Below are 20,491 nucleotides of genomic sequence, written 5' to 3' on the forward strand. Positions count from 1 at the left end.
AACATCATCTTCCGCCGGGCGGTACTCACTATGTAAGCCTCGACCGCGCCGCCGCAAACCGGCAACAGCAAACCCCGGTTTGTCTCTCTACACAAATATGGAGGTTGCAGGGCGGGTAATGACGTCTATCCGTTCACCCGGTGGACATTGCCCACGCAGCTCGTTTCCCTTAGCTGTGAAATCAAACGGTTGAGATGCTTCAGGTCCCAGACCTCGATATCAAACACCATTTCGGTGAAATCGGGGGCGGTATGCTGCATCGAAAGGGTGTGGATATTCGCATCATTGGAGGCCATCACCTGGGCGATGGTGGCAAGTGAGCCGGGTTCGTTGATGGCGGTCACCCGGATGCGCGCCGGAAACCGCTCTTTCATGTTTTCGTCGATGTCCCAGCGAACGTCGATCCAACGCTCCGGCTGATCGTCGAAGGCCGTCAGCGATGGCGACTGGATCGGATAGATCGTAATGCCGGCTCCCGGTGAGAGGATGCCTACAATGCGATCTCCCGGCACCGCCCCTTCGGGCGCGAAGCGCACCGGAAGGTCGCCGGAAACGCCGCGGATGGGAATCGCCCCATTCTCGCTGGACACTGCTTCCTTTCCCTTCCGGCGGGATGCACGTCCGGGAATCTTGAAAAGCATGCCCGCCGCGTTGCGCAGGTTGAACCAGCCCTCTTCCCGCCGCTTGGGATATTGCACCGTTACGCGCTCATCCTTGTAATCGGGGAAGACGGCGCGCAGCACGTCCTGTGACGTTATCTCGCCGCGGCCGACGGCAGCCAGCACGTCCTCAACGTCCTTTCGGGCAAGGCGATGCATCACCGGCTTCAACAGATCCTTGTTGAAGACCTTGCCCGCCCGTTCGAAGGCACGTTCGAGAATGCGCGCGCCGAGCCCTGAATATTGTCTGCGGATGGCGTTTCTCGTGGCGCGACGGATGGCCGATCGCGCCTTGCCCGTGACCACGACCGATTCCCAGGCGGCGGGCGGCACCTGTGCCTTGGAGCGGATGATCTCCACCTCGTCGCCGTTCTTCAATTCAGTCATCAAAGGCATGATGCGGCCGTTGACCTTGGCGCCCACGCAGGTATCGCCGACATCCGTATGGACGGCATAGGCAAAGTCGATGGGCGTGGCCCCGCGCGGCAGCGCGATCAACCGTCCCTTGGGCGTGAAGCAGAAGACCTGATCCTGGAAAAGCTCGAGCTTTGTGTTTTCCAGGAACTCTTCAGGATTGTCGCCCTCGGAAAGCTGCTCGATCGTATGACGCAGCCATGCATAAGCGTTGGTGTCCTTGGAGATCTGGTGACCGGTGCCGTTCAGCTTGGGACCGAAATCCTTGTAGAGCGAATGTGCCGCCACGCCATATTCGGCGATCCGGTCCATCTCCCGCGTGCGGATCTGCAGCTCCACGCGCTGGCGCGAGGGACCGACGATCGTCGTGTGGATGGAGCGGTAGTCGTTCTGCTTCGGGGTCGAGATATAGTCCTTGAAGCGGCCCGGAACGAGCGACCATGTGGTGTGAATGGCGCCAAGGGCGCGGTAGCAATCCTCAACGGTTTCTACGATCACGCGAAAGCCGAAGATATCCGACAATTGCTCGAAAGAGAGCGCCTTTGCCTCCATTTTGCGGAAAACGGACCACGGCTTTTTCTGCCGGCTCTTCACTGCCGCATTTATCTTATAATTCTCGAACAGATGCTGGAGCGCCTGTTCGATCTCGCCGATGACGCCGCGGTTCCGCTCCGTCAGATCGGCAAGGCGCTCGGTCACGGCATGATAGGCCTCGGGATTTATGTAGCGGAAGGCCAGTTCCTCCAGCTCCTCGCGCATGTCCTGCATGCCCATGCGGCCGGCCAGCGGTGCATAGATCTCCATGGTCTCTTCGGCGATCCTCAGGCGCTTATGAGACGGCATGTGATCGAGCGTGCGCATATTGTGCAGCCGGTCGGCAAGCTTCACGAGAAGTACGCGGACATCCTCGGATATGGCCAGGAGCAGCTTGCGCAGGTTCTCCGCCTGCTCGGCCCTGGAGGAAACCAGGTCCAGCTTCTTCAGCTTGGTCAACCCCTCGACCAGCTTTCCGATCTCGGAGCCGAAGAGCTCGTCGATTTCATCGCGCGTGGCGGACGTATCCTCGATCGTGTCGTGCAGCAGGGCAACGGCGATCGTGGCCTCGTCCAGGTGCATGTCGGTCAGGATAGCGGCCACTTCGAGCGGATGGGAAAAATAGGGATCGCCCGAAGCACGCTTTTGATGACCATGCTTCTGCATGGCGTAGACATAGGCCTTGTTCAAAAGCGCCTCGTTCACGTCAGGCTTGTAGCGTTGTACACGCTCGACAAGCTCGTACTGACGCATCATGGGCGGCTTCTCCTACAACGCCATGCGTTCATTAGGACGGACGCTGTAAATAATTGAACCCACGCATCGTGCTTCTAGGGCCAATGCAATGCAGCCTATAACATGAATCATGCGCCGCATCAGGCATGCGGCGCATGTGAAATTCGTCCGGAGGAGTTGACTTGCGCCGCCAGGCGGCCGCGCAAGAACGCCGATCAGAAATCGTCGTTCTTCTCCGGGGGGACCAGTCCTTCGATGCCGGCCAGCAGCTCTTCCTCGCTCATACGGTCGAAGGCGATGTTCTCCTCCGGCGCAAGTTCGGCATCCGGAGTTTCTTCCGCCTGGCTGGCGATCTGCGGCAGGTCTGCCTCGGGCTCGTCCACCTCCACATGCTTCTGCAGCGAGTGGATCAGAGCCTCCTTGAGGTCGCCCGGAGACAAAGTCTCGTCAGCGATCTGGCGAAGCGCCACCACAGGATTCTTATCGTTGTCGCGATCTATGGTGATCTGCTCGCCCTGGGAGATCTGGCGCGCACGATGGCTTGCGAGAAGCACCAGATCAAAGCGGTTCTCGACCTTGTCGATGCAGTCCTCAACGGTCACACGGGCCATATGTTCGCCCCTTTCATTCGCGCGAAATTTTCGGAAACTGCTGGGTCCATAGCTTTTCCACGTGAAAAATACAACACCCCACGGCCGTCGGCCTCTAACCGTTCCTCATCGACAGAGCTTTAGACGGTTAACGCGACATCACCGGGAACTTAGACCCGTTATTTGCAGTTTTTTTTCCTCCACAATTTAATTGGCATTGGCATCAAAACAAGTCCGCACTATGTCACGGAGTGAGAGCGGCATCGCCGCGATGAAATGGCGCATTGCGGCTATTCGCATCCTGCGTTTGCCATGAAGGATATTTGAGAATGTTTGACCCCCGCGAAAAGATCGCGATGTTCATAGACGGCGCAAATCTTTACGCCACTTCGCGATCCTTGGGTTTCGATATAGACTACAGAAAGCTTCTGGCGAGTTTTCAGAAACGCGCCTACCTTCTGCGCGCCTACTACTACACTGCTCTTGTCGAGGACCAGGAATACTCCTCTATCCGGCCGCTTATCGATTGGCTCGACTATAACGGCTACAAGGTGGTCACCAAACCGGCAAAGGAATTCACCGACTCGACTGGCCGGCGGAAGATCAAGGGCAATATGGATATCGAGCTCACCATCGATGCGCTGGGGCTTGTCGATGTGGTCGACCATTATGTGATCTTCTCCGGCGACGGGGATTTCCGGACGCTTGTGGAAGCGCTGCAGCGCAGGGGCCGCAAAGTGAGCATCGTTTCGACCATCCAGTCGCAGCCGCCCATGATCTCGGACGAGTTGCGCCGGCAGGCCGATCACTTCATTGATTTGGCCACGCTGCAGACGGAGGTGGGACGCGATCCAAGCGAGCGGCCCGTGCGCCGCCCGGACCCCACGGAACTTGACCAAGACGAGCCTGAATGAGCTTCCCCCTTGCGGCTGGAGATCCGCCGCGCGATTGCCCGCTGTGTCCACGTCTTCATAGTTTCATCGCCGGCTGGCGCGAGAAGGAGCCGGAGTGGTTCAACGCGCCCGTTCACACTTTTCTTCCAACCGGCGGCGAGCAGGCTGTCAGGCTTCTGATCGTCGGCCTTGCGCCGGGTTTGCGTGGCGCAAACCGGACCGGGCGTCCCTTCACCGGTGATTATGCAGGCATGCTCCTCTATGGAACGCTCATTCGCTTCGGATTCGCGAGCGGCCGGTTCGAGGCCCGGCCGGACGACGGGCTGAGCCTCACGGACGTAGCCATCACCAATGCCGTCCGCTGCGTGCCGCCCGAAAACAAGCCGGAGACCAGCGAAATCCGCACCTGCCGGGATTATTTCCTGACACCGACGATCAAACGCTTTCCGAACCTCAAGGGCATCGTGACGCTCGGTAAAATCGCGCATGATTCCACCGTGCGGGCGCTCGGCCATCGCGTGAGCGCCATTCCCTTCATCCACGGAGCCGAGGAACAGGCCGGAGATCTGCGCATTTTTTCCAGCTATCACTGCTCGCGCTACAACACGAACACCGGCGTCTTGACCGAAGAGATGTTCGTGGAGGTGTTTCGGAGAGCGAGGGAGTTTTTAAGCCAGTAAGGCAAAATGGGACAGCGTTCCCGGCCCGGACGCCACAAGCCCTGCTGGCCTGTGCCCTTCAACAACGTTCAGGCATGGATCCTCGGGTCAAGCCCGAGGATGACGAGGTGATGAGATTCTGGCAAATCTCCAACGCAGGTGATTGGCGGAAACGCCTCTGCGTTCGTCATCCTCGGGCTTGACCCGAGGATCCATGCCTGAATATCGACGCGTTTCCGGTACTGAAGGTCAAGCGGGAGCATTGTTGTGGGCTGTAGTCGCTGGCCTACTGCCCTACCCTCTTTCCTTCAAAAGCCGCGCCTGCTCCCGGCTCCAATCGCGCTGCTTCAAGGTCTCGCGCTTGTCGTGAAGCTTCTTGCCGCGTGCGATCGCAAGCAGCAGCTTGGCGATGCCGCGCTCGTTGAAATAAAGCTTCAGGGGCACCATCGTCATCCCCTCCCGCTCCACGGCCTGCGCCAGCCGGGCCATCTCCTTCTTGGAAAGGAGGAGCTTCCGGCGGCGGCGCGGCTCGTGATTGAAGCGGTTACCGGCGAAGTATTCGGGGATATGGGAATTGATCAGCCAGATCTCGCCGCCTTCCACCGCCGCATAGGATTCCTGGATGTTCGCATGCCCCTCGCGCAACGACTTCACCTCCGTGCCCGAAAGCACGAGGCCCGCTTCCAGCGTGTCGATCACCTCATAGGAGAAACGCGCCTTACGGTTGTCGGCAACCGTCGTGATGTTCGTGTTCTTGGCCATGAGGAAGGGAATGCCTGCATCGGCGCGTCAGTTCAAGAGCCCCGCGTGCTTCATCGCCGCATCAATCTTCTCGGCCGTCGATGCCTCGACCGTGACCAGCGGCGAGCGCAGCACATTCTCAAGCCTGCCCAGTCGGGACAATGCATATTTTGCGCCGGCGGGGTTGGGCTCCAGAAAGAGCGCCTTATGAAGCGGAAACAGCCGATCCTGAAGTTCGATGGCGCGCGCACCGTCGCCGCGGAGCGAAGCGGCCTGGAACTCCGCACACAGGCGAGGCGCCACATTTGCCGTCACCGAGATGCACCCCACCCCGCCATGGGCGTTGAAGCCCAGCGCCGTAGCATCCTCGCCCGAGAGCTGGATGAAATCGGGCCCGCAGGCCTCCCGCTGCTCCGACACCCGGTCGAGCTTGGCGGTCGCATCCTTCACGCCGACGATGTTCTTAAAGTCTGCTGCGAGTCTGGCCATGGTTTCGGGCAGCATGTCGACCACCGAACGCGGCGGTATGTTGTAGATGAAGATCGGCAGGCTGGTGGACCGTGCAATGGCTGCAAAATGCTCGTAGAGCCCGCGCTGATTGGGCTTGTTGTAGTAAGGCGTGACGACCAGAAGCGCATCGGCGCCCACCTTCTCCGCATGTTCTGCGAAGCTGATCGCCTCACGCGTGGAATTGGAGCCGGCGCCGGCAATCACAGGCACGCGCTTGTTCGCCGCCTCTACGCAGAGGCGGATCACTTCCTGATGCTCATCATGGGTGAGTGTTGGAGATTCACCGGTCGTGCCGACCGGAACAAGGCCGCTCGAGCCTTCCGCGATCTGCCATTCTACCAGCGCACCGAAAGCCTTTTTGTCCAGGCTTCCATCCTGACGGAAAGGCGTCACGAGCGCTGTGATGGAACCCCTGAACATCGAGAAAACTCCGATCTCCTTTTGGGCGGCTTCCGCCAGGCAAAGCCCGGGCAGCCGCGCCGAATTTGCTTAGCCACATTCGTGCGAAATTGCAGGAAAAAGGTTTCCTTCCGCAATGGCGCAATCTCTGCCGGCGCTTCTAGCTCATCCGCGCCCGCCGCACCACTGGTTTTTACCAAGTAGAACCGCGCCCAATTCTCGCCACGCTCGATTGCAAATGGTTAATTTGGATAAATGCTACCCTTTGCGATTACGCTCGTCAGCAAGCGTTTCACCTCTCGGGCGGGTAAAAGGGGGCGGGCATCTTCGCCATCAAGAGCCCGAACATACGGGGTTGTTCCATGAAAAAGGCTGCGCTCACGGCGTTAGCGATCGTGCTTTCCAACGGAAGCGCTGCGTACGCATTTGAATTGCCGGCGGACGCTCCCCTGCCGCAATCCAGACCCTATGCCCCCATGGACAAGGCGGCTGCCGCGGCCTCTCTCCCCTTTACGGCCGGACTTCTTCTGGAAGAGCACCTCGAAAGCTTGAAGGAAGGGCTCGATGCCCTGGAGAGCGGCGATATCGCCGGAGCAAAGCAGGCGCGCAGCGCGCTGGCACCCGATTCCCTCGATTACCGGATCCTTTCCTGGGCTATCGCCATGTCGGGCGGTACCGGAAGCGCGGAGATCGCCGACATTGCCGACATGCTTTCCGGCTGGCCGGGGAAATCACGGCTGCGGGAGAACAGCGAACGCGCCCTTTATTGGGAAAAGCCGACGGCGCAACAGGTGATCGCAGCCTTCGGCCGCTCGCGGCCCAGCACTTATCAAGGAGCGGTTGCGCTCGCCCGCGCCCATCTGGAACTCGGGAACACCGATGCCGCGCAGGCGGCGCTTTCTCCCCTGTGGCGGGAGGAGACGCTGGACCCCAAGCAGGAAGTGGCAATCCTCAATGAATTCGGCGATGTGATTCCCGTTTCCGATCACCGGCACCGCATAGAGCGCATGCTCTATGAGGAACGCATCCGTTCCGCCGAGCGCGTCGCCGAGCGCGCGGGAGCCGAGGCGTTGGTAAAGGCTTGGGCAGCCGTTATTCGCGGCGAAGCCAAGGCCGGAGAGCTTTTGGACGCGGTGCCCGCCGCGCAGCGGTCTGCCGGGTATTATTTCGCCAAGGCACGCCACCTGCGCCGGGCGGAGAAATTCAGCGAAGCGGCCGAGGCGATGCTTGCTGCCCCGCGCGACGCCTCCATGCTGATCGATGCCGATGAGATGTGGTTCGAACGGCGGGTTCTTTCGCGGGAGCTTCTGGATCACGGCGATGCACGCCTTGCCTATCGCATTGCCGCCGCTCATCTGGGCGGCAGCAAGGCCAGCATGGCCGATGCCGCGTTCCACGCCGGCTGGTATGCGCTGCGGAGCCTGAACGACGCCAAATTGGCGGAGCCTCACTTTGCCCGCATCGCGAAGATCGCCGATGGTCCGATTTCCAAGGCACGCGCCTATTATTGGCTTGGCCGCGCGGCTGACGCGGGCGCTCCGGGAGACGCCACCCGCTTTTACGAGCAGGCCGCCGCCTATGGAGCGACCTTCTACGGCCAGCTTTCAGCAGCCCGCCTCGGACGCAAGATCATCGCCGGGAGCCCGGATCCCAGCGCAACGGACCGGAAGAATTTCTCGGCGCGGGAACCTGTTCTTGCCATCGCCCGGCTGGAAAAAGCCGGCCAAATACGCCTCGCCGGCATTCTCTACCGCGATCTCGCACAAGAACTTTCGAGCACGGGAGAGCTGGCGCTGCTTGGACAGCTCGCAGAGCGGAAAGGCGACCATAATCTCGCATTGCGTGTGGGCAAGATAGCCGCCGCGCGCGGCCTCGAAATCGGCGCCCTGGCGCATCCGATCGGCGCCATCCCGGAAAAGGCGTCCATAGAAGGCGCCGGCAAGGCACTCGCTTATGCGATCGCTCGCCAGGAAAGCGAGTTCAATGCAGAGGCTGTCTCCCACGCCGGAGCGCGCGGCCTCCTGCAACTCATGCCGGCGACGGCCAAAATGGTGGCGAAAAAGGAAGGCCTGCCCTACTCGGCCGCGAAGCTTACTTCGGATGCCGGCTACAATGCCACGCTCGGCGCGGCCTATCTGAGCGACCAGCTCGAACGCTTCGACGGCTCCTATATTCTCACCTTCATCGGCTACAATGCCGGGCCCAGCCGCGCCAACGAATGGATGGAGCGCTATGGCGATCCGCGCGGAAAGCCAATCGAGGAGGTGGTCGACTGGATCGAGCGCATCCCCTTCACCGAAATGCGCAATTATGTGCAGCGCGTGATGGAGAATTACCAAGTCTACAAGATGCGGCTCACGGGCCGGTTCGATATCGTGGAAGACCTGGTGAGCGGGCGCGGATAGCCGCTGAAGAGCAGATCATTTATCGCGACAACAAAGCGTTCTTCAAAGAAAAACCCGGCGGGCAAGCCCGCCGGGTCTTTTAGGCTTTCTTCTAAATCAGATTAGAATTTGCGGTCGAACCGCAGGAAGCCGTGCCACTGGTCGAGATCGCCAGCCGGCGTGTCGAAGGTGGTGTAGTTGATGGCCAGCTTGGCGTTGAAGTTCTCGACGATCGCGTAGTCGATCGTGGCGCCAGCGCGGAGCGCATCAACCTCACCGCCGTAAAGCGCGGTGCCGGCTTCATGCCCAACCTCGTTGAAGTACTGAGCACCGATCGAGGCCTTGAAGCGCGGGTTGAACTTGTAGCCGATCAAGCCACCAGCGGACCACTGGGCACCTTCGCGGTAGCCAGCGAGTGCCGTGCCGCCGAAGAAGTCGCCGCCGGTGCTGTTGTCCGGGTCAACCGAGTAGAAGTTGATGCCGCTTTCATAGGTGCCGATGGCTTCGAGCCACACAGCCTCGGTCAGGTCAGCCTTGGCAATGGCCTTGAGGGCGAACTCACCGGCAGTGGCGTCATAGGCGCCCCACAGGTTTACGCCACCCCAGCCCTGGGTGAAGCCGACTTTGCCGACGACATTCGGCGTCCAGTCATGGCCACGATCGACCTCTTCGAGAGCCACCGCAGCCGTGAAGCCGCTGCCGCCGTCGAAGGTGTAGCGGATGAAGTGCGCACGGTCGCCGCCGCCACGATCGAACTCAGCCGAAAGGCCGGCGTCATAGAGCGTGTCCGCGACACCCATGGAGAGACCGCCCAGGGAGATGATCGCCTGCTGCACGCGCGAGGTCGTGTCCAGGATACCATTCGAAAGGGCTTCTTCCTCGTTAACGCCGCCAGCGAATTCCGTCACGGTGCCGCCACGGCTCTCGAAGCGCAGCTCGATGAAGCCGCCCAGCGTGCCGTACTCGGTCTCGGAACGGGCATCGAGGGTCACCGTAGCGCGGGCCAGCTTGCTCCAGCCGTCCTGCTCGGAAATGTCGCCATCGGAGTAGCCCATCTCGTAACGGACATAGCCGCCGATCTTGAGGCAGGTCTCGGTCCCCGGAATGTAGAAGAAGCCTGCGCCATAGACGTCGCAGACGCGCACGTATTCCATCGGCTCCGGCTCCGGAACGACGATGGCATCGGCCGCCTGGGCGCCCGTCGCGACTGCTGAAAGAGTCGCGGAGCCAATCAGAAGGCTCTTAATGTTCATTTCTGACCTCCAGTCAAAGGTTCTAAAGAAAGGGTCTGGGTATTTTTTGCTGAAGGACAGCTTTCCCTGCCCCATCCCCAACGTGTGAAAAGTTGCGCCCCCTGGCGCCCCTTCTCCGCGGTTGACATTACCCAGGACGCAGCAGCGTTCAACCATCATAACCGGCAGAACGAGCGCGCGCAGCGCTATGCGCGGGATCTGTTGCACAAAAGCCACGATCTGACCGTCCGAATTTACCATTCGGTAACGATGTGAACCCGGTTTTCCTTTCCTTAGGCTTTGAAGCGGCTCCCTTTGACCTCCTGCAGGTGCGAATCATGCGCCGACGCGGCTGCCTGAGCCGATTCGAGGTGATCCGCGTGTTTCGCCGAAAATCCGCCGGATTCGGCATGATGGTCCAATAAGGCGGGAGCTTAGTCATGTCGGACGGCGTCTTGGCTTGGATTGACGTTTGCCTGCCTTGCAATCCTAAGGGCATGCGGCTATGTGCGGAGCAACGGAGAGGTGGCCGAGTGGTCGAAGGCGCTCCCCTGCTAAGGGAGTAGGCTCCAAAAGGGCCTCGCGGGTTCGAATCCCGCTCTCTCCGCCACCGGTTTCTCACCGATTTCGCCTGATCAGGTTCTGACTCTGATCGGCGTCCCAAATTCTTCCCCATATCTGTTGACTACACGGCTCAAAGTCGACTGCCTGCCAACAGCATCAGACACGCAGATGCCTTTCGGCCGAGTTCAAGGCCAAGCTAGCGCTTGCTACGGCGAGCGGACGATTTCGGAACTGCCCGCGAGCACCGCAGGCCAAGCGGGAGCTGCGATCATCTATGACAAGCATCTCGATATTGCGGTAAATGTGGGCAAGAGGCTGCAAAGCCTCAACAACGGTAGCGGCCGCATTATTGGTGGACATCGCGACATGGCACAGCTGATCGCATTTTTCCTAAGCAACTTCACACTGACCTTCCTGATCATTGCCGCTATTGCGACAGTGATTTCGCTTGCTCGGGCTCGCGGCTCCAGAGAGCATCAGCTTCCAGAGAAGGCACTCGCCTTCTACGCGTTATTCGTGATCGGCTTCACCTTCCTCTATAATTTCGTCATGCACGTCTTTTTCGGCGATATGGCCGCATCCTTTATCGGTTGGGAGAACAGCCCCTTCCAGGCTGAGGTTGGCTGGGCCAGCTTGGGCTTCGCCATAGTCGGCTTCCTTGCCTACAAAGGCGGCTTCGAAATGCGGCTTGCCGCAGTTGTCGGCCCGGCCTCCTTTTTACTCGGCGCGGCGGCAGGCCATGTTTACCAAATGATAACCGCCGGGAATTTCGCACCCGGAAATGCCGGCATAATTTTTTATACGGACATCCTGGTGCCCCTGCTGGGCGGTCTTCTGATTTGGATGCGCTATGGCAGGACCAGCCGCAGCCCCGCATTGAGCAGCTAAGCGGCGGCGTTATTGGAGCCTCAAATCGCGGTGAGTAAGTGTACAGCGCCTGGAAGGGTGCTTGCCGGCATTCGCGTTTAACTTTTGCAATCCCGCCAGTTTTCAACCCTGAGGATATTTAGTATTTTCCCGCTGGCATTCTTTGGGGGGAATCAATGCATATCCGATCTACTTTGCTGGCCTCCGCCTGCTGTCTTGCAGTCGCGGCGTGCACAACTTCGCCGTCGGGAGTTTTGGGCCAAACCGCTGCTCAGCAAGCACTCGGTGAAGGCGCCTACTCTACGGCGCTGATAAGTCCTTCGGCGCTGAAGGCCGGGAGGATATACCACCAGGACAAGCAGGGGAATTTTCACGAAATCTGCCAGGACGATTTCAAGGACCAGAATGCCTTGCAAGCCATGCGCGTCGTTACCGACGATCCCTCGCCGGATGTATTGCGAGACTGGACAGTCCTGGACGGTGCCACATTTGGCTTTCTCGGCACCAACTTGAGGGTTCCCTATCGCCACCTGCAGGTGACCGGCTTTCAGGTTTCGCGGGTCGCGGAAGGCAATCCGTATAGCTTCATCTTGGGAAATCTCGGTCCAAATTGCCCAAGCCAAATTCTCCCCCGCAATAAGCCCTACTACGTCACATCCGCCGTGGCAGTGGCCAATCGAGCTCAGATCTTTGCCCGTGGGCCAATCGACAGCGCGGATTTAGGACCCATCAGGTATCGAACACCTCCTCAGGAAACGCCTGTTACGACCAGAACAAACGTCGTCTTCGGCATTCTGGCTCAACGAGTTGATTGATCAAAGCGCGCCTTCGCCGGCAACGACCTGAGAACAATAGCTCTGGCGCGACGTCCAGGACTGAATGTCCGCTCGCTTCGCTTGGTCGCGGAAGGGGCTCCAGTAAGCGGCGGCGCCCCTCCAAGGCCGGCCGTCGCTGGCTATCACCCCGGAGCGCGTGACCAATCTCGACAATATCTTTACCCCGCAGGTGAGATTCGTGCCCGGATCGTGCAGGTCATCAGCGGTGCGCAAGCCGCATCCGTATGCATTGGCGCTCTCAAATGAAAGCTGGAGGAGCCCACGACTGATGACGTTGTTGCCCGAAGCGTCATAAATGTCCGGCTCGGTAAACGTTACGGCGGGTTTGAAATTACTCTCCCATTTTGCAAGCGCCGAAAGCAGCCCCACCCAGAAGGAGGCTCGATCATCAGCGTTGGCTTTCTCATAGCCGGGACAGTACCGGCTCACATCTTCGGGTACATTGCTGACCAGGGCGCTGCCGTTACGGCGCACTGCATCGAGAGCGAGACGAGTGTAGCCGTCGGCTCCGGCTACCCCATCCCATCGCGCAACTGTCACGCGTGCTGGCGGGGTGGCTGCCTGCTGCCCTTCCGACACCGTCTGAGCCTTTTCTGAGCCGCCCGCGCAACTCGCGAGAACTGCGGCGGGCACCAGGGCCATGAGGAGAATCCATATTGAGCCGGGTCTTTGCACCAGTGACTACCCCCGACGAACGGAAAGAACTTGGCTAAACGGGTAAGGATCGTCGACGCAAAGGCGGTTGCTTTGGTTACCGCCCAGTACAAGGGACCGATCACCGTCATATCCAACAAGGAAGCCGACATGCCCCTTCCAGGAGTTTATACTGGTTCTCCAGAACACTATGATGTCGCCCACCCGCCAGTCACCGGCCCTGACTTCCGATCCCCAATTCAGCCATGAGCGAGCGGCTTTGCTGTCTGTGCCGATGCCGCCGGCCTGCTCCACACAATAGTTGACGAAGGATGAGCACCAAGCGACCTCGTCCGGTTCAGCCCCGCCAATGGTGGTTGCGTGATACATACGTATCCGCGGATTGTCTCTGCCTGGTCTGTTGTCCTGACAAACGTCGAACAACAGTTCACGCTCGGCGACTTCGTAGGCGCTAAGACCACCTCGTGCCGAAACGCGAGCTTGCATGATGGACTTGCGCGCCAACAGCGGCACATCGAGCGGTATGCCGGGCTCGAGTTCCTCAAGCGCGTGAATATGAGGATTTAGTAAGAGAAGTCCGCCGCGATCGAAACCAAGTTCACCGCCCAGCGATTCAAAAGTGTCTCCCGGTGCAGTGTAGATGGTCCCGAGAAGCGCCGCTTCCACACTGCCGTTATTCAACGCGGTCGCGATCGACTCTGCTCGGGAAACGTCCTTCTGTTTTGACGCAGCCCTTTTGGCCCGACTAGCGGTTCTTGCTTTCCTCACCATTTGCCCCTCCCACAGCTATGCTGCCTGTCAAGGAACACACCCATGACGGGAAAAGTCAATGGCCGAATCGCGTAATTTGATCCGACATCTTCCTAACTTCCGCGGGTATAGCGCATCGCGGCTTCTGGCAATTTGAGCATAATGCGATTCCGCCATAAACGCGTTTCGCAGCCCCCGCGCCCGCTCACCGGCTTGTGACTGATTAACCCGGTTTTTTGATCGGCAGGCGCTTGAGTGGCGCAAGTGCATCTGATTGCCTTGCGCGTGCAACAGGATCAACGGCCCGTATTGGAAAGGGAATCTTGACGTGAACAATCTGGAAGCTCGGCTCACCGAACTCTCGCCCTATGTGCTTGCGATCCTCAGGATCATGACCGCGCTGTTGTTCATGGCGCATGGCACTGCGAAGCTCCTTGGCTTTCCCGATACAGGGATGTCACCGCCGCTTTTCTCACTGGCAGGGTTTGCCGGCGCGCTTGAGCTGGTCGGCGGTATTCTCCTTGTTCTTGGTCTCTTTACGCGGCCGGTCGCCTTCATTCTGTCCGGCGAAATGGCGGTCGCCTATTTCATGGCGCACGCGTCGCGAGATTTCTATCCCATCCTTAACGGCGGAGAGACCGCAATCCTTTTCTGTTTCATTTTCCTGTATCTGGTCTTTGCCGGCCCCGGCGCCTGGAGCCTTTCCGGCCAGCGAGCCGAGGCAGGTGAACCCGCCACGCAGAAGGTATAGCCGGCGGCTCATTCAGTCGGCAGCGCCGGATCGCGGATAGCGTCCGGCGCCTGCACATGTTGCGGAGCATACTCGTGCCGGTGCATAACAGCGCCGTAAGCCGAGAGTTTCGCGATGCCCGAGCGCCCTTCCCTTACCCCACTGGTTGAAAGCCTGCCCGCCACCGTTCCGTTTGTTGGCCCCGAGACGCAGGAGCGCGCCCGCGGCAGATCTTTCCGTGCCCGCCTTGGCGCCAATGAAAACGGTTTCGGACCTTCGCTGGCTGTCGTGGCCGCGATGCGGGAGGCAGCGCCGGAGATGTGGAAATACGGCGATCCCGAAAACCACGATCTCAAGCTGGCGCTCTCTGCTCATCTTCGCCTAGGGCCGCAAAACATCACAATCGGCGAAGGGATCGACGGCCTGCTCGGCCTTGCAGTCCGGCAATATGTTCGGCCCGGCGATGCGGTGGTTACATCGCTGGGCGCCTATCCCACCTTCAACTATCATGTGGCCGGTTTCGGAGGCCGGCTCGTCACGGTTCCTTATGAAGGGGACCGCGAAAACCTTTCAGGCCTGCTCGATGCCGCATGGCGGGAGAATGCCCGCGTGGTCTATCTCTCCAATCCCGACAATCCCATGGGTAGCTGGTGGGGGGCCGACGAGATCGAACGCTTTATCGCGGGCCTGCCAGAGACCACGCTCCTCATTCTGGACGAGGCCTATGGCGAGACCGCGCCGGCCTCTGCAATTCCGCCTCTCGAACCGTTACGGCCCAATGTGCTGCGCATGCGCACCTTCTCCAAGGCTTACGGGCTGGCCGGGCTTAGATGCGGCTATGCGATCGGCGAGGCAACGGCCATCGGCGCTTTCGACAAGGTGCGCAATCATTTCGGCATGACGCGCATGGCCCAGGCGGCCGCGCTTGCTGCCCTTTCCGACCAGGCACATCTGAGATGGGTGGTCGAGCAAGTGGATGTCTGCCGGCGGCGTATCTCGGCCATTGCGGAAGCGCATGGGCTCGTTCCCCTGCCCTCGGCCACGAATTTCGTGACGATAGACTGCGGGAGCGACGGTTCTTTCGCATCGCGCCTGCTGAAGGCGCTTACAGACAGGGACGTTTTCGTGCGCAAGCCGATGGCGCCGGTCCTCGACCGATGCATCCGCGTCAGCGTAGGACCGGAAGCCGAGATCGCAATATTCGAGGCAGAGCTTGGGCCTGCGCTGGAGAGGGCCCGACAAGGCGCCTGACAGGCAAAGCCCATGGCGCGGCGGCTCCTTCGCCGTCGCTCAGATCAAATCGTCCTCCCCGCCGGGGCCGAAGCCGCGGTTCAGGATCTCGACAAGTTCGGCCACTTTGCCCTTGGGCATGGGGCGGAATTCATTCACCAGCGCCTCGTCGTTCATAACCCAGGCATGCGCCTCGGCCAATTCGCGTTCATCTGCCCCGGTGGTGGCAATTTCAGCCAGAAGCGCGTTGTCCACCGGCCCAAGAATGCGATGCACCCCTTCCCTGGTCAGCGTCGGCATGGAAAACTCCTTCGCAGGTGGGACTCCTTCAAAATGATGCGGAGCGGCATTGGGTTCCCTCACATCATTGGAGTGGCTCTTTCCGAACCCGCCGACGCAGAATACCTATGGAAAGGCCAGAGCGCGTGGGAGGAGTGATGTACACGAACACAATGAATTTCGGGCTCGGCGAGGACATCGACGCGCTGCGGGACATGGTGGGCCGCTTCGCCCGCGAGCGGATCGGGCCCATCGCGGCCGAGATCGACCGCGAAAACGAGTTCCCTGCCCATCTCTGGAAGGAAATGGGTGATCTTGGCCTGCTCGGCATCACCGTCGAGCCCGAGTTTGGCGGCTCAGGCCTCGGCTATCTTGCCCATGTGGTTGCGATGGAGGAGATTTCGCGCGCCTCCGCCTCAGTCGGGCTCTCCTATGGCGCGCATTCCAATCTCTGCGTCAACCAGATCCGCCGCTGGGGCACGCCCGAGCAGAAGCAGAACTATCTCCCGGCCTTGTGCGCCGGCCAAACTGTCGGCGCGCTCGCCATGTCCGAGACGGGGGCTGGCTCAGACGTGGTCTCGATGAAGCTCAGGGCAGAAAAGAAAAACGACCGCTTCGTGCTCAACGGCTCTAAGATGTGGATCACCAACGGACCGGATGCCGGCACGCTCGTGGTCTACGCCACGACTGATCTCGCGGTCGGGCCGCGTGGCATAACCGCCTTCATCGTCGAGCGCTCCATGCCCGGTTTCTCGGTGGCGCAAAAGCTAGATAAGCTGGGGATGCGCGGCTCCAACACGGGCGAGCTGGTTTTCGAGGATGTCGAGGTGCCTTTCGAAAATATGCTTGGCGAGGAAGGGCACGGCGTGGAGATCCTCATGTCCGGCCTTGACTATGAGCGCGTGGTGCTCTCGGGCGGGCCGCTCGGCATCATGGCCGCCTGCCTGGACGCCACCGTGCCCTATGTGCGCGAGCGCCAGCAATTCGGCCAGCCCGTCGGCTCTTTCCAGCTCGTGCAGGGCAAGCTCGCCGACATGTACACAACGCTTAATGCCTGCCGCGCTTACGTCTACGCCGTCGCTGCTGCCTGCGATCGCGGCGAAACCACCCGCAAGGATGCCGCCGGCTGTATTCTCTACGCCGCCGAGCGCGCCACCCGCATGGCGCTCGACGCCATCCAGCTTCTGGGCGGGAACGGGTATATCAACGAGTTCCCCACCGGCCGGCTGCTGCGCGACGCCAAGCTCTACGAGATTGGCGCGGGAACGAGCGAGATCAGACGATGGCTGATCGGCCGGGAGATCGTGGCGGAGAACTGATCGCGCGCCCGAAACGCCCTATCGAGGAACACTCACCCGCGAGAGAAGGAAACCATGCCCGTCATCCCCTCCCAGCTCTCCACCGCTGCCGAATCTTTCCGCGCCAACGAAGCGCGTATGAAGTCGCTGGTCTCCGAAATGGCCGAGAAGGCTGCAGCCATCGAGCGCGGCGGCTCCGACGAAGCCCGTGCCCGGCACACCGCGCGCGGCAAGCTCTTGCCGCGTGAGCGCCTAGCGCAGCTCCTCGATGTGGGGGCGCCCCTCCTGGAGATCGGGCAGTTCGCCGCCTTCGGCCTGTATGAGGGCGACATCGCGTCGGCCGGGCTCATTGCCGGCATAGGCCGCGTCGAGGGCCGCGAGGTGATGGTCGTCGTCAACGATGCCACTGTGAAGGGCGGAACCTATTATCCCCTCACCGTGAAAAAGCACCTGCGCGCGCAGGAGATCGCGCTCGAGAACAATCTGCCCTGCATCTATCTGGTCGATTCGGGCGGTGCGAACCTGCCCAACCAGGACGAGGTTTTCCCGGACCGCGACCATTTCGGCCGCATTTTCTATAACCAGGCCACGATGTCGGCGCGGGGCATCCCGCAGATCGCCTGCGTTATGGGCTCGTGCACGGCAGGCGGCGCCTATGTGCCAGCCATGTCCGACGAGACCGTGATGGTGAAGGGCAACGCCACCATCTTCCTCGGCGGCCCTCCCCTCGTGAAGGCAGCCACCGGCGAGGTGGTGACGGCGGAAGAATTAGGCGGCGCCGAAGTGCACACGCGCCTTTCAGGCGTCGCCGACCACTACGCGGTGAACGATGAACACGCTCTCGCCATCGTCCGACGCATCGTCAAAAACCTGAATCGGAAGAAGACGATCGGGCTCGATCTTCAGAAAGTGATTCCGCCGCTTTACGACCCGCGCGAGATCTACGGCATCATCCCGGCCGATGTGCGCCAGCCCTACGATGTGCGAGAGGTGATCGCGCGCATCGTCGACGGCTCGGAGCTCGACGAGTTCAAGCAGAACTACGGCGCGACACTCGTGACCGGCTTTGCCCATCTGCACGGCATGCCCGTCGGCATCATCGCAAACAACGGCGTGCTGTTCTCCGAATCCGCGCTCAAGGGCGCGCACTTCATCGAGCTTTGCTGCCAGCGCAAGATCCCCCTCCTCTTCCTCCAGAACATCACGGGGTTCATGGTCGGGGCGAAATACGAGGCGGGCGGCATTGCCAAGGACGGCGCCAAGCTCGTCACCGCCGTCGCCACGGCCCAGGTGCCGAAGATCACAGCCATCATCGGCGGCTCCTTTGGGGCTGGGAATTACGGCATGTGCGGCCGCGCCTTCTCGCCGCGCTTCTTATGGATGTGGCCCAACGCGCGCATCTCCGTCATGGGCGGAGAGCAGGCCGCGACGGTGCTTGCCATCGTCAAGCGTGAGGGCATTGAGCGAAAGGGCGGCTCATGGACTGCCGAGGAGGAAGCCGAGTTCAAGAAGCCGATCCTCGAAAAATATGAGCGCGAAGGCCACCCGCTCTATTCCTCCGCGCGGCTGTGGGACGACGGCATCATCGATCCGGCGAAGACACGCGACGTCCTTGCGCTCTCCCTATCCGCCGCCCTCAACGCGCCGATCGGGGAGACGCGGTTCGGTGTGTTCAGGATGTGAGATGTAACAAGAAAATTTTCCTAGTTTTATCCCCACTCTTTTCCGCCCGCTTACACTTCCCGCCACGCAACGGGCGTGGCGGGAAGGATGATGGAAGATACAACCGAGAATATTGAACTTCGCAGGATCGAATACAGCCTCGCGGCGAACCGCGTGCTGCTTTCCTGCCTGCGACTGCGAAACGCGGTCAAATACAACCCGTATTGGCACCTCCAGCCCCGGGCTCCGGCCGGCAGTTCTGACGGAATCGGCGGACAGTGGATCACGTGGCTGGGCGCGGCGGGTTCTATACTGCCTGCGCTGCAACGTATCGCCGTCCCTGCCCTCCGGAGGCTGAGGGAGGAAGCACGCCGACTTGCGCCGATCCTGCGAAGGCTTCCCCGGCGCTGGGACGACACGTCGCAACCTGATGAGGAAAGCTTCGATGATGAGACCCGGCGCATAAGCCGGTCCTCTTGGCAACGGTTCGGCTATCCGACGATCCGCTTCCGTACAGAAGTTGAATTGCGGCGTTACTTGGGCCCGGCGGGCTCTGGGCGCGAATGGCATCATATTGCGGAGAAGCGGTTGGCCGGCCGAGATGGCTTTCCGGCTGAACTCATCCACAGCACCGACAATATCATCAGCCTGCCGGTGGAGGTACATCGGCGGGTTACCGCAAAAATGAGTTCAAGAAGCCCGGAGCATGGTAATGTCGTTCGTCGTCTCTGGATGGAAAAGCTGCCGTTTGATGAACAGTATAACCTCGGGCTCGATCTGATCGCCGAAACGCTTGAGGAGATGGGCTATGACCCGACAAAATTTTAGTATCTCCGTCAGCGATCTGCTTGAACGCTTCCACAAGCATCAGGAACTGTATCGACTTGCCGTTCGGCGGCAAGATGTTCCTACAGCCAACCGTCACATCCTCAAGGCATCAGAATACCTGAATGCATTAGCTGCTCTCAATCCCGCGGGAAGGGAGACGATTGAAACCCTCCTGACGCATCCGGACGCATATTTGCGTCTGCGGGCGGCCGGCTCTGTTCTTAGCTGGTCACCGGAGAAGGCTATACCGGTGCTGGGTCGCCTCCTCTTTGAAGACCTAGGGCCGACGCGTTCACCCGACGAGCGTCTGGATATTCGAACGGAAGCCAAAGGCTGGCTCTACAAACACTTCGGCATACGCAGTTTTGATCGCAACGATCTGATCGAACCGCTCAGGGCATATGGTGTTGAGCTGCCATATCGGGATCACGCGAAGTGGCAGTAGAGACGGTTACTCGTACCAAGCCCTACCCGGGGATGGGGCAACTTCGACCGGCGTCCTTCAGCCCGATCAAGGAAGCTTACGAGGAACTCGGCTATGACTTCGATGCGATCAAGCAGAACGTTGGAACAATGGACCGAGGAATTTGTCCGCAGGTTGAAAAAGCAGGCAGAGGCAGATCGCGCGGACGACGTCCCCACCTACAACAAGCTGCACAAGAAGGTTGTGGAAGCCCTGAACGCGATCCTCGGTGCCGGCCCACGGGGGCGCGACGTTCTGGAAAATCTCTTGAGCCACGAAACGCCGCAGGTCCGCATGTGGGCTGCGGGGCAGGTCATGAAATGGGATCCAGATAAGGCTATTCCCGTCCTGGGCCATCTCATAGTGGACAAGCTGCCGGATGAAACGGCCGCCATGGAACGGGTCACTATCCGCATGGGGGCCAGTTCCTATCTCGAGAAGCATTTTGGGGTGAAAAACCATGACCGCAATGAGCTGATCGAGCCGCTGAAAGCCTATGGGATCGACGTGCCGCGGCGCTCCGAACAGCCTTGGCTTTGACGATGCCGAGCGAATGGCGATGGCGCGGCCAGGCCTGGAG

At 60.3% G+C, this 20,491-nt stretch carries 20 protein-coding genes and 1 tRNA gene; 13 read left to right on the forward strand and 8 right to left on the reverse strand.

Features of this window, described 5'->3' with window-relative positions:
• Positions 1-125: 125 nt before the first annotated feature.
• Both GNP00_RS03050 and rpoZ read right to left on the reverse strand, forming a co-directional pair.
• Positions 126-2,363: a RelA/SpoT family protein gene (locus GNP00_RS03050; RefSeq protein WP_011580286.1), complete on the reverse strand. Its 2,238-nt coding sequence runs from the start codon at positions 2,361-2,363 to the stop codon at positions 126-128.
• Positions 2,364-2,557: 194 nt separating this feature from the next.
• On the reverse strand, positions 2,558-2,953 hold the full coding sequence (rpoZ, locus tag GNP00_RS03055) for a DNA-directed RNA polymerase subunit omega (protein WP_166015712.1): 396 nt from the start codon (positions 2,951-2,953) through the stop codon (positions 2,558-2,560).
• 308 nt (positions 2,954-3,261) lie between these two features.
• Here rpoZ and GNP00_RS03060 point away from each other — a divergent pair, with 308 nt between their 5' ends.
• Entirely contained in the window at positions 3,262-3,846 is a 585-nt protein-coding gene (locus tag GNP00_RS03060; RefSeq protein ID WP_011580284.1) for a LabA-like NYN domain-containing protein, read from the forward strand.
• On the forward strand, positions 3,843-4,505 hold the full coding sequence (locus GNP00_RS03065; protein ID WP_011580283.1) for a uracil-DNA glycosylase: 663 nt from the start codon (positions 3,843-3,845) through the stop codon (positions 4,503-4,505). Before GNP00_RS03060 ends, GNP00_RS03065 begins: the two co-directional genes overlap by 4 nt.
• A gap of 273 nt (positions 4,506-4,778) precedes the next feature.
• Here the strand turns inward: GNP00_RS03065 and smpB are convergent, their stop codons facing one another.
• Positions 4,779-5,246, reverse strand: a complete 468-nt coding sequence (smpB, locus tag GNP00_RS03070; RefSeq protein ID WP_011580282.1) for an SsrA-binding protein SmpB — start codon at positions 5,244-5,246, stop codon at positions 4,779-4,781.
• Between the two features lie 27 nt (positions 5,247-5,273).
• Entirely contained in the window at positions 5,274-6,155 is an 882-nt protein-coding gene (gene dapA, locus GNP00_RS03075) for a 4-hydroxy-tetrahydrodipicolinate synthase (protein ID WP_011580281.1), read from the reverse strand.
• Positions 6,156-6,496: 341 nt separating this feature from the next.
• Here dapA and GNP00_RS03080 point away from each other — a divergent pair, with 341 nt between their 5' ends.
• Entirely contained in the window at positions 6,497-8,539 is a 2,043-nt protein-coding gene (locus tag GNP00_RS03080; protein WP_166015714.1) for a lytic transglycosylase domain-containing protein, read from the forward strand.
• Positions 8,540-8,640: 101 nt separating this feature from the next.
• On the opposite strand, the gene GNP00_RS03085 is transcribed toward GNP00_RS03080, so the two are convergent.
• Positions 8,641-9,771 (reverse strand): porin, encoded by a 1,131-nt coding sequence (locus GNP00_RS03085; protein WP_166015716.1) that lies wholly within the window; start codon positions 9,769-9,771, stop codon positions 8,641-8,643.
• A gap of 498 nt (positions 9,772-10,269) precedes the next feature.
• Here GNP00_RS03085 and GNP00_RS03090 point away from each other — a divergent pair.
• The 3 genes from GNP00_RS03090 (at position 10,270) to GNP00_RS03100 (ending at position 11,996) form a co-directional block, all read left to right on the forward strand.
• A tRNA-Ser gene (locus GNP00_RS03090) sits at positions 10,270-10,360 on the forward strand.
• A gap of 122 nt (positions 10,361-10,482) precedes the next feature.
• Entirely contained in the window at positions 10,483-11,202 is a 720-nt protein-coding gene (locus GNP00_RS03095) for a DUF6790 family protein (RefSeq protein WP_343034306.1), read from the forward strand.
• 233 nt (positions 11,203-11,435) lie between these two features.
• The gene (locus tag GNP00_RS03100) at positions 11,436-11,996 is read left to right on the forward strand and encodes a hypothetical protein (protein ID WP_041544545.1); all 561 of its coding nucleotides are present in this window, start codon (positions 11,436-11,438) and stop codon (positions 11,994-11,996) included.
• Here GNP00_RS03100 and GNP00_RS03105 read toward each other — a convergent pair whose 3' ends face one another.
• Complete coding sequence (locus GNP00_RS03105) at positions 11,997-12,659, reverse strand: lytic transglycosylase domain-containing protein (RefSeq protein WP_041544544.1); 663 nt, start codon at positions 12,657-12,659, stop codon at positions 11,997-11,999.
• Between the two features lie 39 nt (positions 12,660-12,698).
• On the reverse strand, positions 12,699-13,442 hold the full coding sequence (locus GNP00_RS03110) for a TIGR02594 family protein (RefSeq protein ID WP_011580275.1): 744 nt from the start codon (positions 13,440-13,442) through the stop codon (positions 12,699-12,701).
• A 307-nt stretch (positions 13,443-13,749) separates the two neighbouring features.
• Between GNP00_RS03110 and GNP00_RS03115 the strand changes: the two genes are divergently transcribed.
• A complete protein-coding gene (locus GNP00_RS03115) occupies positions 13,750-14,172 on the forward strand; it encodes a DoxX family protein (RefSeq protein ID WP_011580274.1) in 423 nt (140 codons plus the stop codon).
• Positions 14,173-14,286: 114 nt separating this feature from the next.
• A complete protein-coding gene (locus tag GNP00_RS03120) occupies positions 14,287-15,402 on the forward strand; it encodes a pyridoxal phosphate-dependent aminotransferase (protein WP_011580273.1) in 1,116 nt (371 codons plus the stop codon).
• A 39-nt stretch (positions 15,403-15,441) separates the two neighbouring features.
• Here the strand turns inward: GNP00_RS03120 and GNP00_RS03125 are convergent, their stop codons facing one another.
• Positions 15,442-15,681, reverse strand: coding sequence for a hypothetical protein (locus GNP00_RS03125; RefSeq protein WP_011580272.1), 240 nt, complete (start codon positions 15,679-15,681; stop codon positions 15,442-15,444).
• Positions 15,682-15,818: 137 nt separating this feature from the next.
• Here GNP00_RS03125 and GNP00_RS03130 point away from each other — a divergent pair, with 137 nt between their 5' ends.
• The 5 genes from GNP00_RS03130 to GNP00_RS03150 all read left to right on the forward strand — a co-directional run bounded on the left by GNP00_RS03130 (position 15,819) and on the right by GNP00_RS03150 (position 20,451).
• A complete protein-coding gene (locus tag GNP00_RS03130; protein WP_011580271.1) occupies positions 15,819-16,979 on the forward strand; it encodes an isovaleryl-CoA dehydrogenase in 1,161 nt (386 codons plus the stop codon).
• Between the two features lie 54 nt (positions 16,980-17,033).
• Positions 17,034-18,641 carry a carboxyl transferase domain-containing protein gene (locus tag GNP00_RS03135; RefSeq protein WP_011580270.1) on the forward strand — a complete coding sequence of 536 codons (1,608 nt, stop codon included), beginning with the start codon at positions 17,034-17,036 and terminating at the stop codon, positions 18,639-18,641.
• 87 nt (positions 18,642-18,728) lie between these two features.
• Positions 18,729-19,448, forward strand: coding sequence for a hypothetical protein (locus tag GNP00_RS03140; protein ID WP_011580269.1), 720 nt, complete (start codon positions 18,729-18,731; stop codon positions 19,446-19,448).
• Positions 19,429-19,893 carry a hypothetical protein gene (locus tag GNP00_RS03145; RefSeq protein ID WP_011580268.1) on the forward strand — a complete coding sequence of 155 codons (465 nt, stop codon included), beginning with the start codon at positions 19,429-19,431 and terminating at the stop codon, positions 19,891-19,893. The genes GNP00_RS03140 and GNP00_RS03145 overlap by 20 nt, the downstream gene beginning before the upstream one ends.
• A gap of 153 nt (positions 19,894-20,046) precedes the next feature.
• Complete coding sequence (locus tag GNP00_RS03150; RefSeq protein ID WP_166015720.1) at positions 20,047-20,451, forward strand: DUF2019 domain-containing protein; 405 nt, start codon at positions 20,047-20,049, stop codon at positions 20,449-20,451.
• The last annotated feature ends 40 nt before the right edge of the window (positions 20,452-20,491 follow it).

The sequence above is a fragment of the Chelativorans multitrophicus genome (assembly GCF_011317445.1).
Classification (GTDB): Bacteria; Pseudomonadota; Alphaproteobacteria; order Rhizobiales; family Rhizobiaceae; genus Chelativorans; species Chelativorans multitrophicus.

Bases quoted from the DNA above. Each gene is read 5' to 3' on its own strand.
- GNP00_RS03050 (WP_011580286.1), bottom strand. From the start codon at position 2,363: ATGATGCGTCAGTACGAGCTTGTCGAGCGTGTACAACGCTACAAGCCT.
- rpoZ (WP_166015712.1), bottom strand. From the start codon at position 2,953: ATGGCCCGTGTGACCGTTGAGGACTGCATCGACAAGGTCGAGAACCGC.
- GNP00_RS03060 (WP_011580284.1), top strand. From the start codon at position 3,262: ATGTTTGACCCCCGCGAAAAGATCGCGATGTTCATAGACGGCGCAAAT.
- GNP00_RS03065 (WP_011580283.1), top strand. From the start codon at position 3,843: ATGAGCTTCCCCCTTGCGGCTGGAGATCCGCCGCGCGATTGCCCGCTG.
- smpB (WP_011580282.1), bottom strand. From the start codon at position 5,246: ATGGCCAAGAACACGAACATCACGACGGTTGCCGACAACCGTAAGGCG.
- dapA (WP_011580281.1), bottom strand. From the start codon at position 6,155: ATGTTCAGGGGTTCCATCACAGCGCTCGTGACGCCTTTCCGTCAGGAT.
- GNP00_RS03080 (WP_166015714.1), top strand. From the start codon at position 6,497: ATGAAAAAGGCTGCGCTCACGGCGTTAGCGATCGTGCTTTCCAACGGA.
- GNP00_RS03085 (WP_166015716.1), bottom strand. From the start codon at position 9,771: ATGAACATTAAGAGCCTTCTGATTGGCTCCGCGACTCTTTCAGCAGTC.
- GNP00_RS03095 (WP_343034306.1), top strand. From the start codon at position 10,483: ATGCCTTTCGGCCGAGTTCAAGGCCAAGCTAGCGCTTGCTACGGCGAG.
- GNP00_RS03105 (WP_041544544.1), bottom strand. From the start codon at position 12,659: ATGGCCCTGGTGCCCGCCGCAGTTCTCGCGAGTTGCGCGGGCGGCTCA.
- GNP00_RS03110 (WP_011580275.1), bottom strand. From the start codon at position 13,442: ATGGTGAGGAAAGCAAGAACCGCTAGTCGGGCCAAAAGGGCTGCGTCA.
- GNP00_RS03120 (WP_011580273.1), top strand. From the start codon at position 14,287: ATGCCCGAGCGCCCTTCCCTTACCCCACTGGTTGAAAGCCTGCCCGCC.
- GNP00_RS03125 (WP_011580272.1), bottom strand. From the start codon at position 15,681: ATGCCGACGCTGACCAGGGAAGGGGTGCATCGCATTCTTGGGCCGGTG.
- GNP00_RS03130 (WP_011580271.1), top strand. From the start codon at position 15,819: ATGTACACGAACACAATGAATTTCGGGCTCGGCGAGGACATCGACGCG.
- GNP00_RS03135 (WP_011580270.1), top strand. From the start codon at position 17,034: ATGCCCGTCATCCCCTCCCAGCTCTCCACCGCTGCCGAATCTTTCCGC.
- GNP00_RS03140 (WP_011580269.1), top strand. From the start codon at position 18,729: ATGATGGAAGATACAACCGAGAATATTGAACTTCGCAGGATCGAATAC.
- GNP00_RS03145 (WP_011580268.1), top strand. From the start codon at position 19,429: ATGACCCGACAAAATTTTAGTATCTCCGTCAGCGATCTGCTTGAACGC.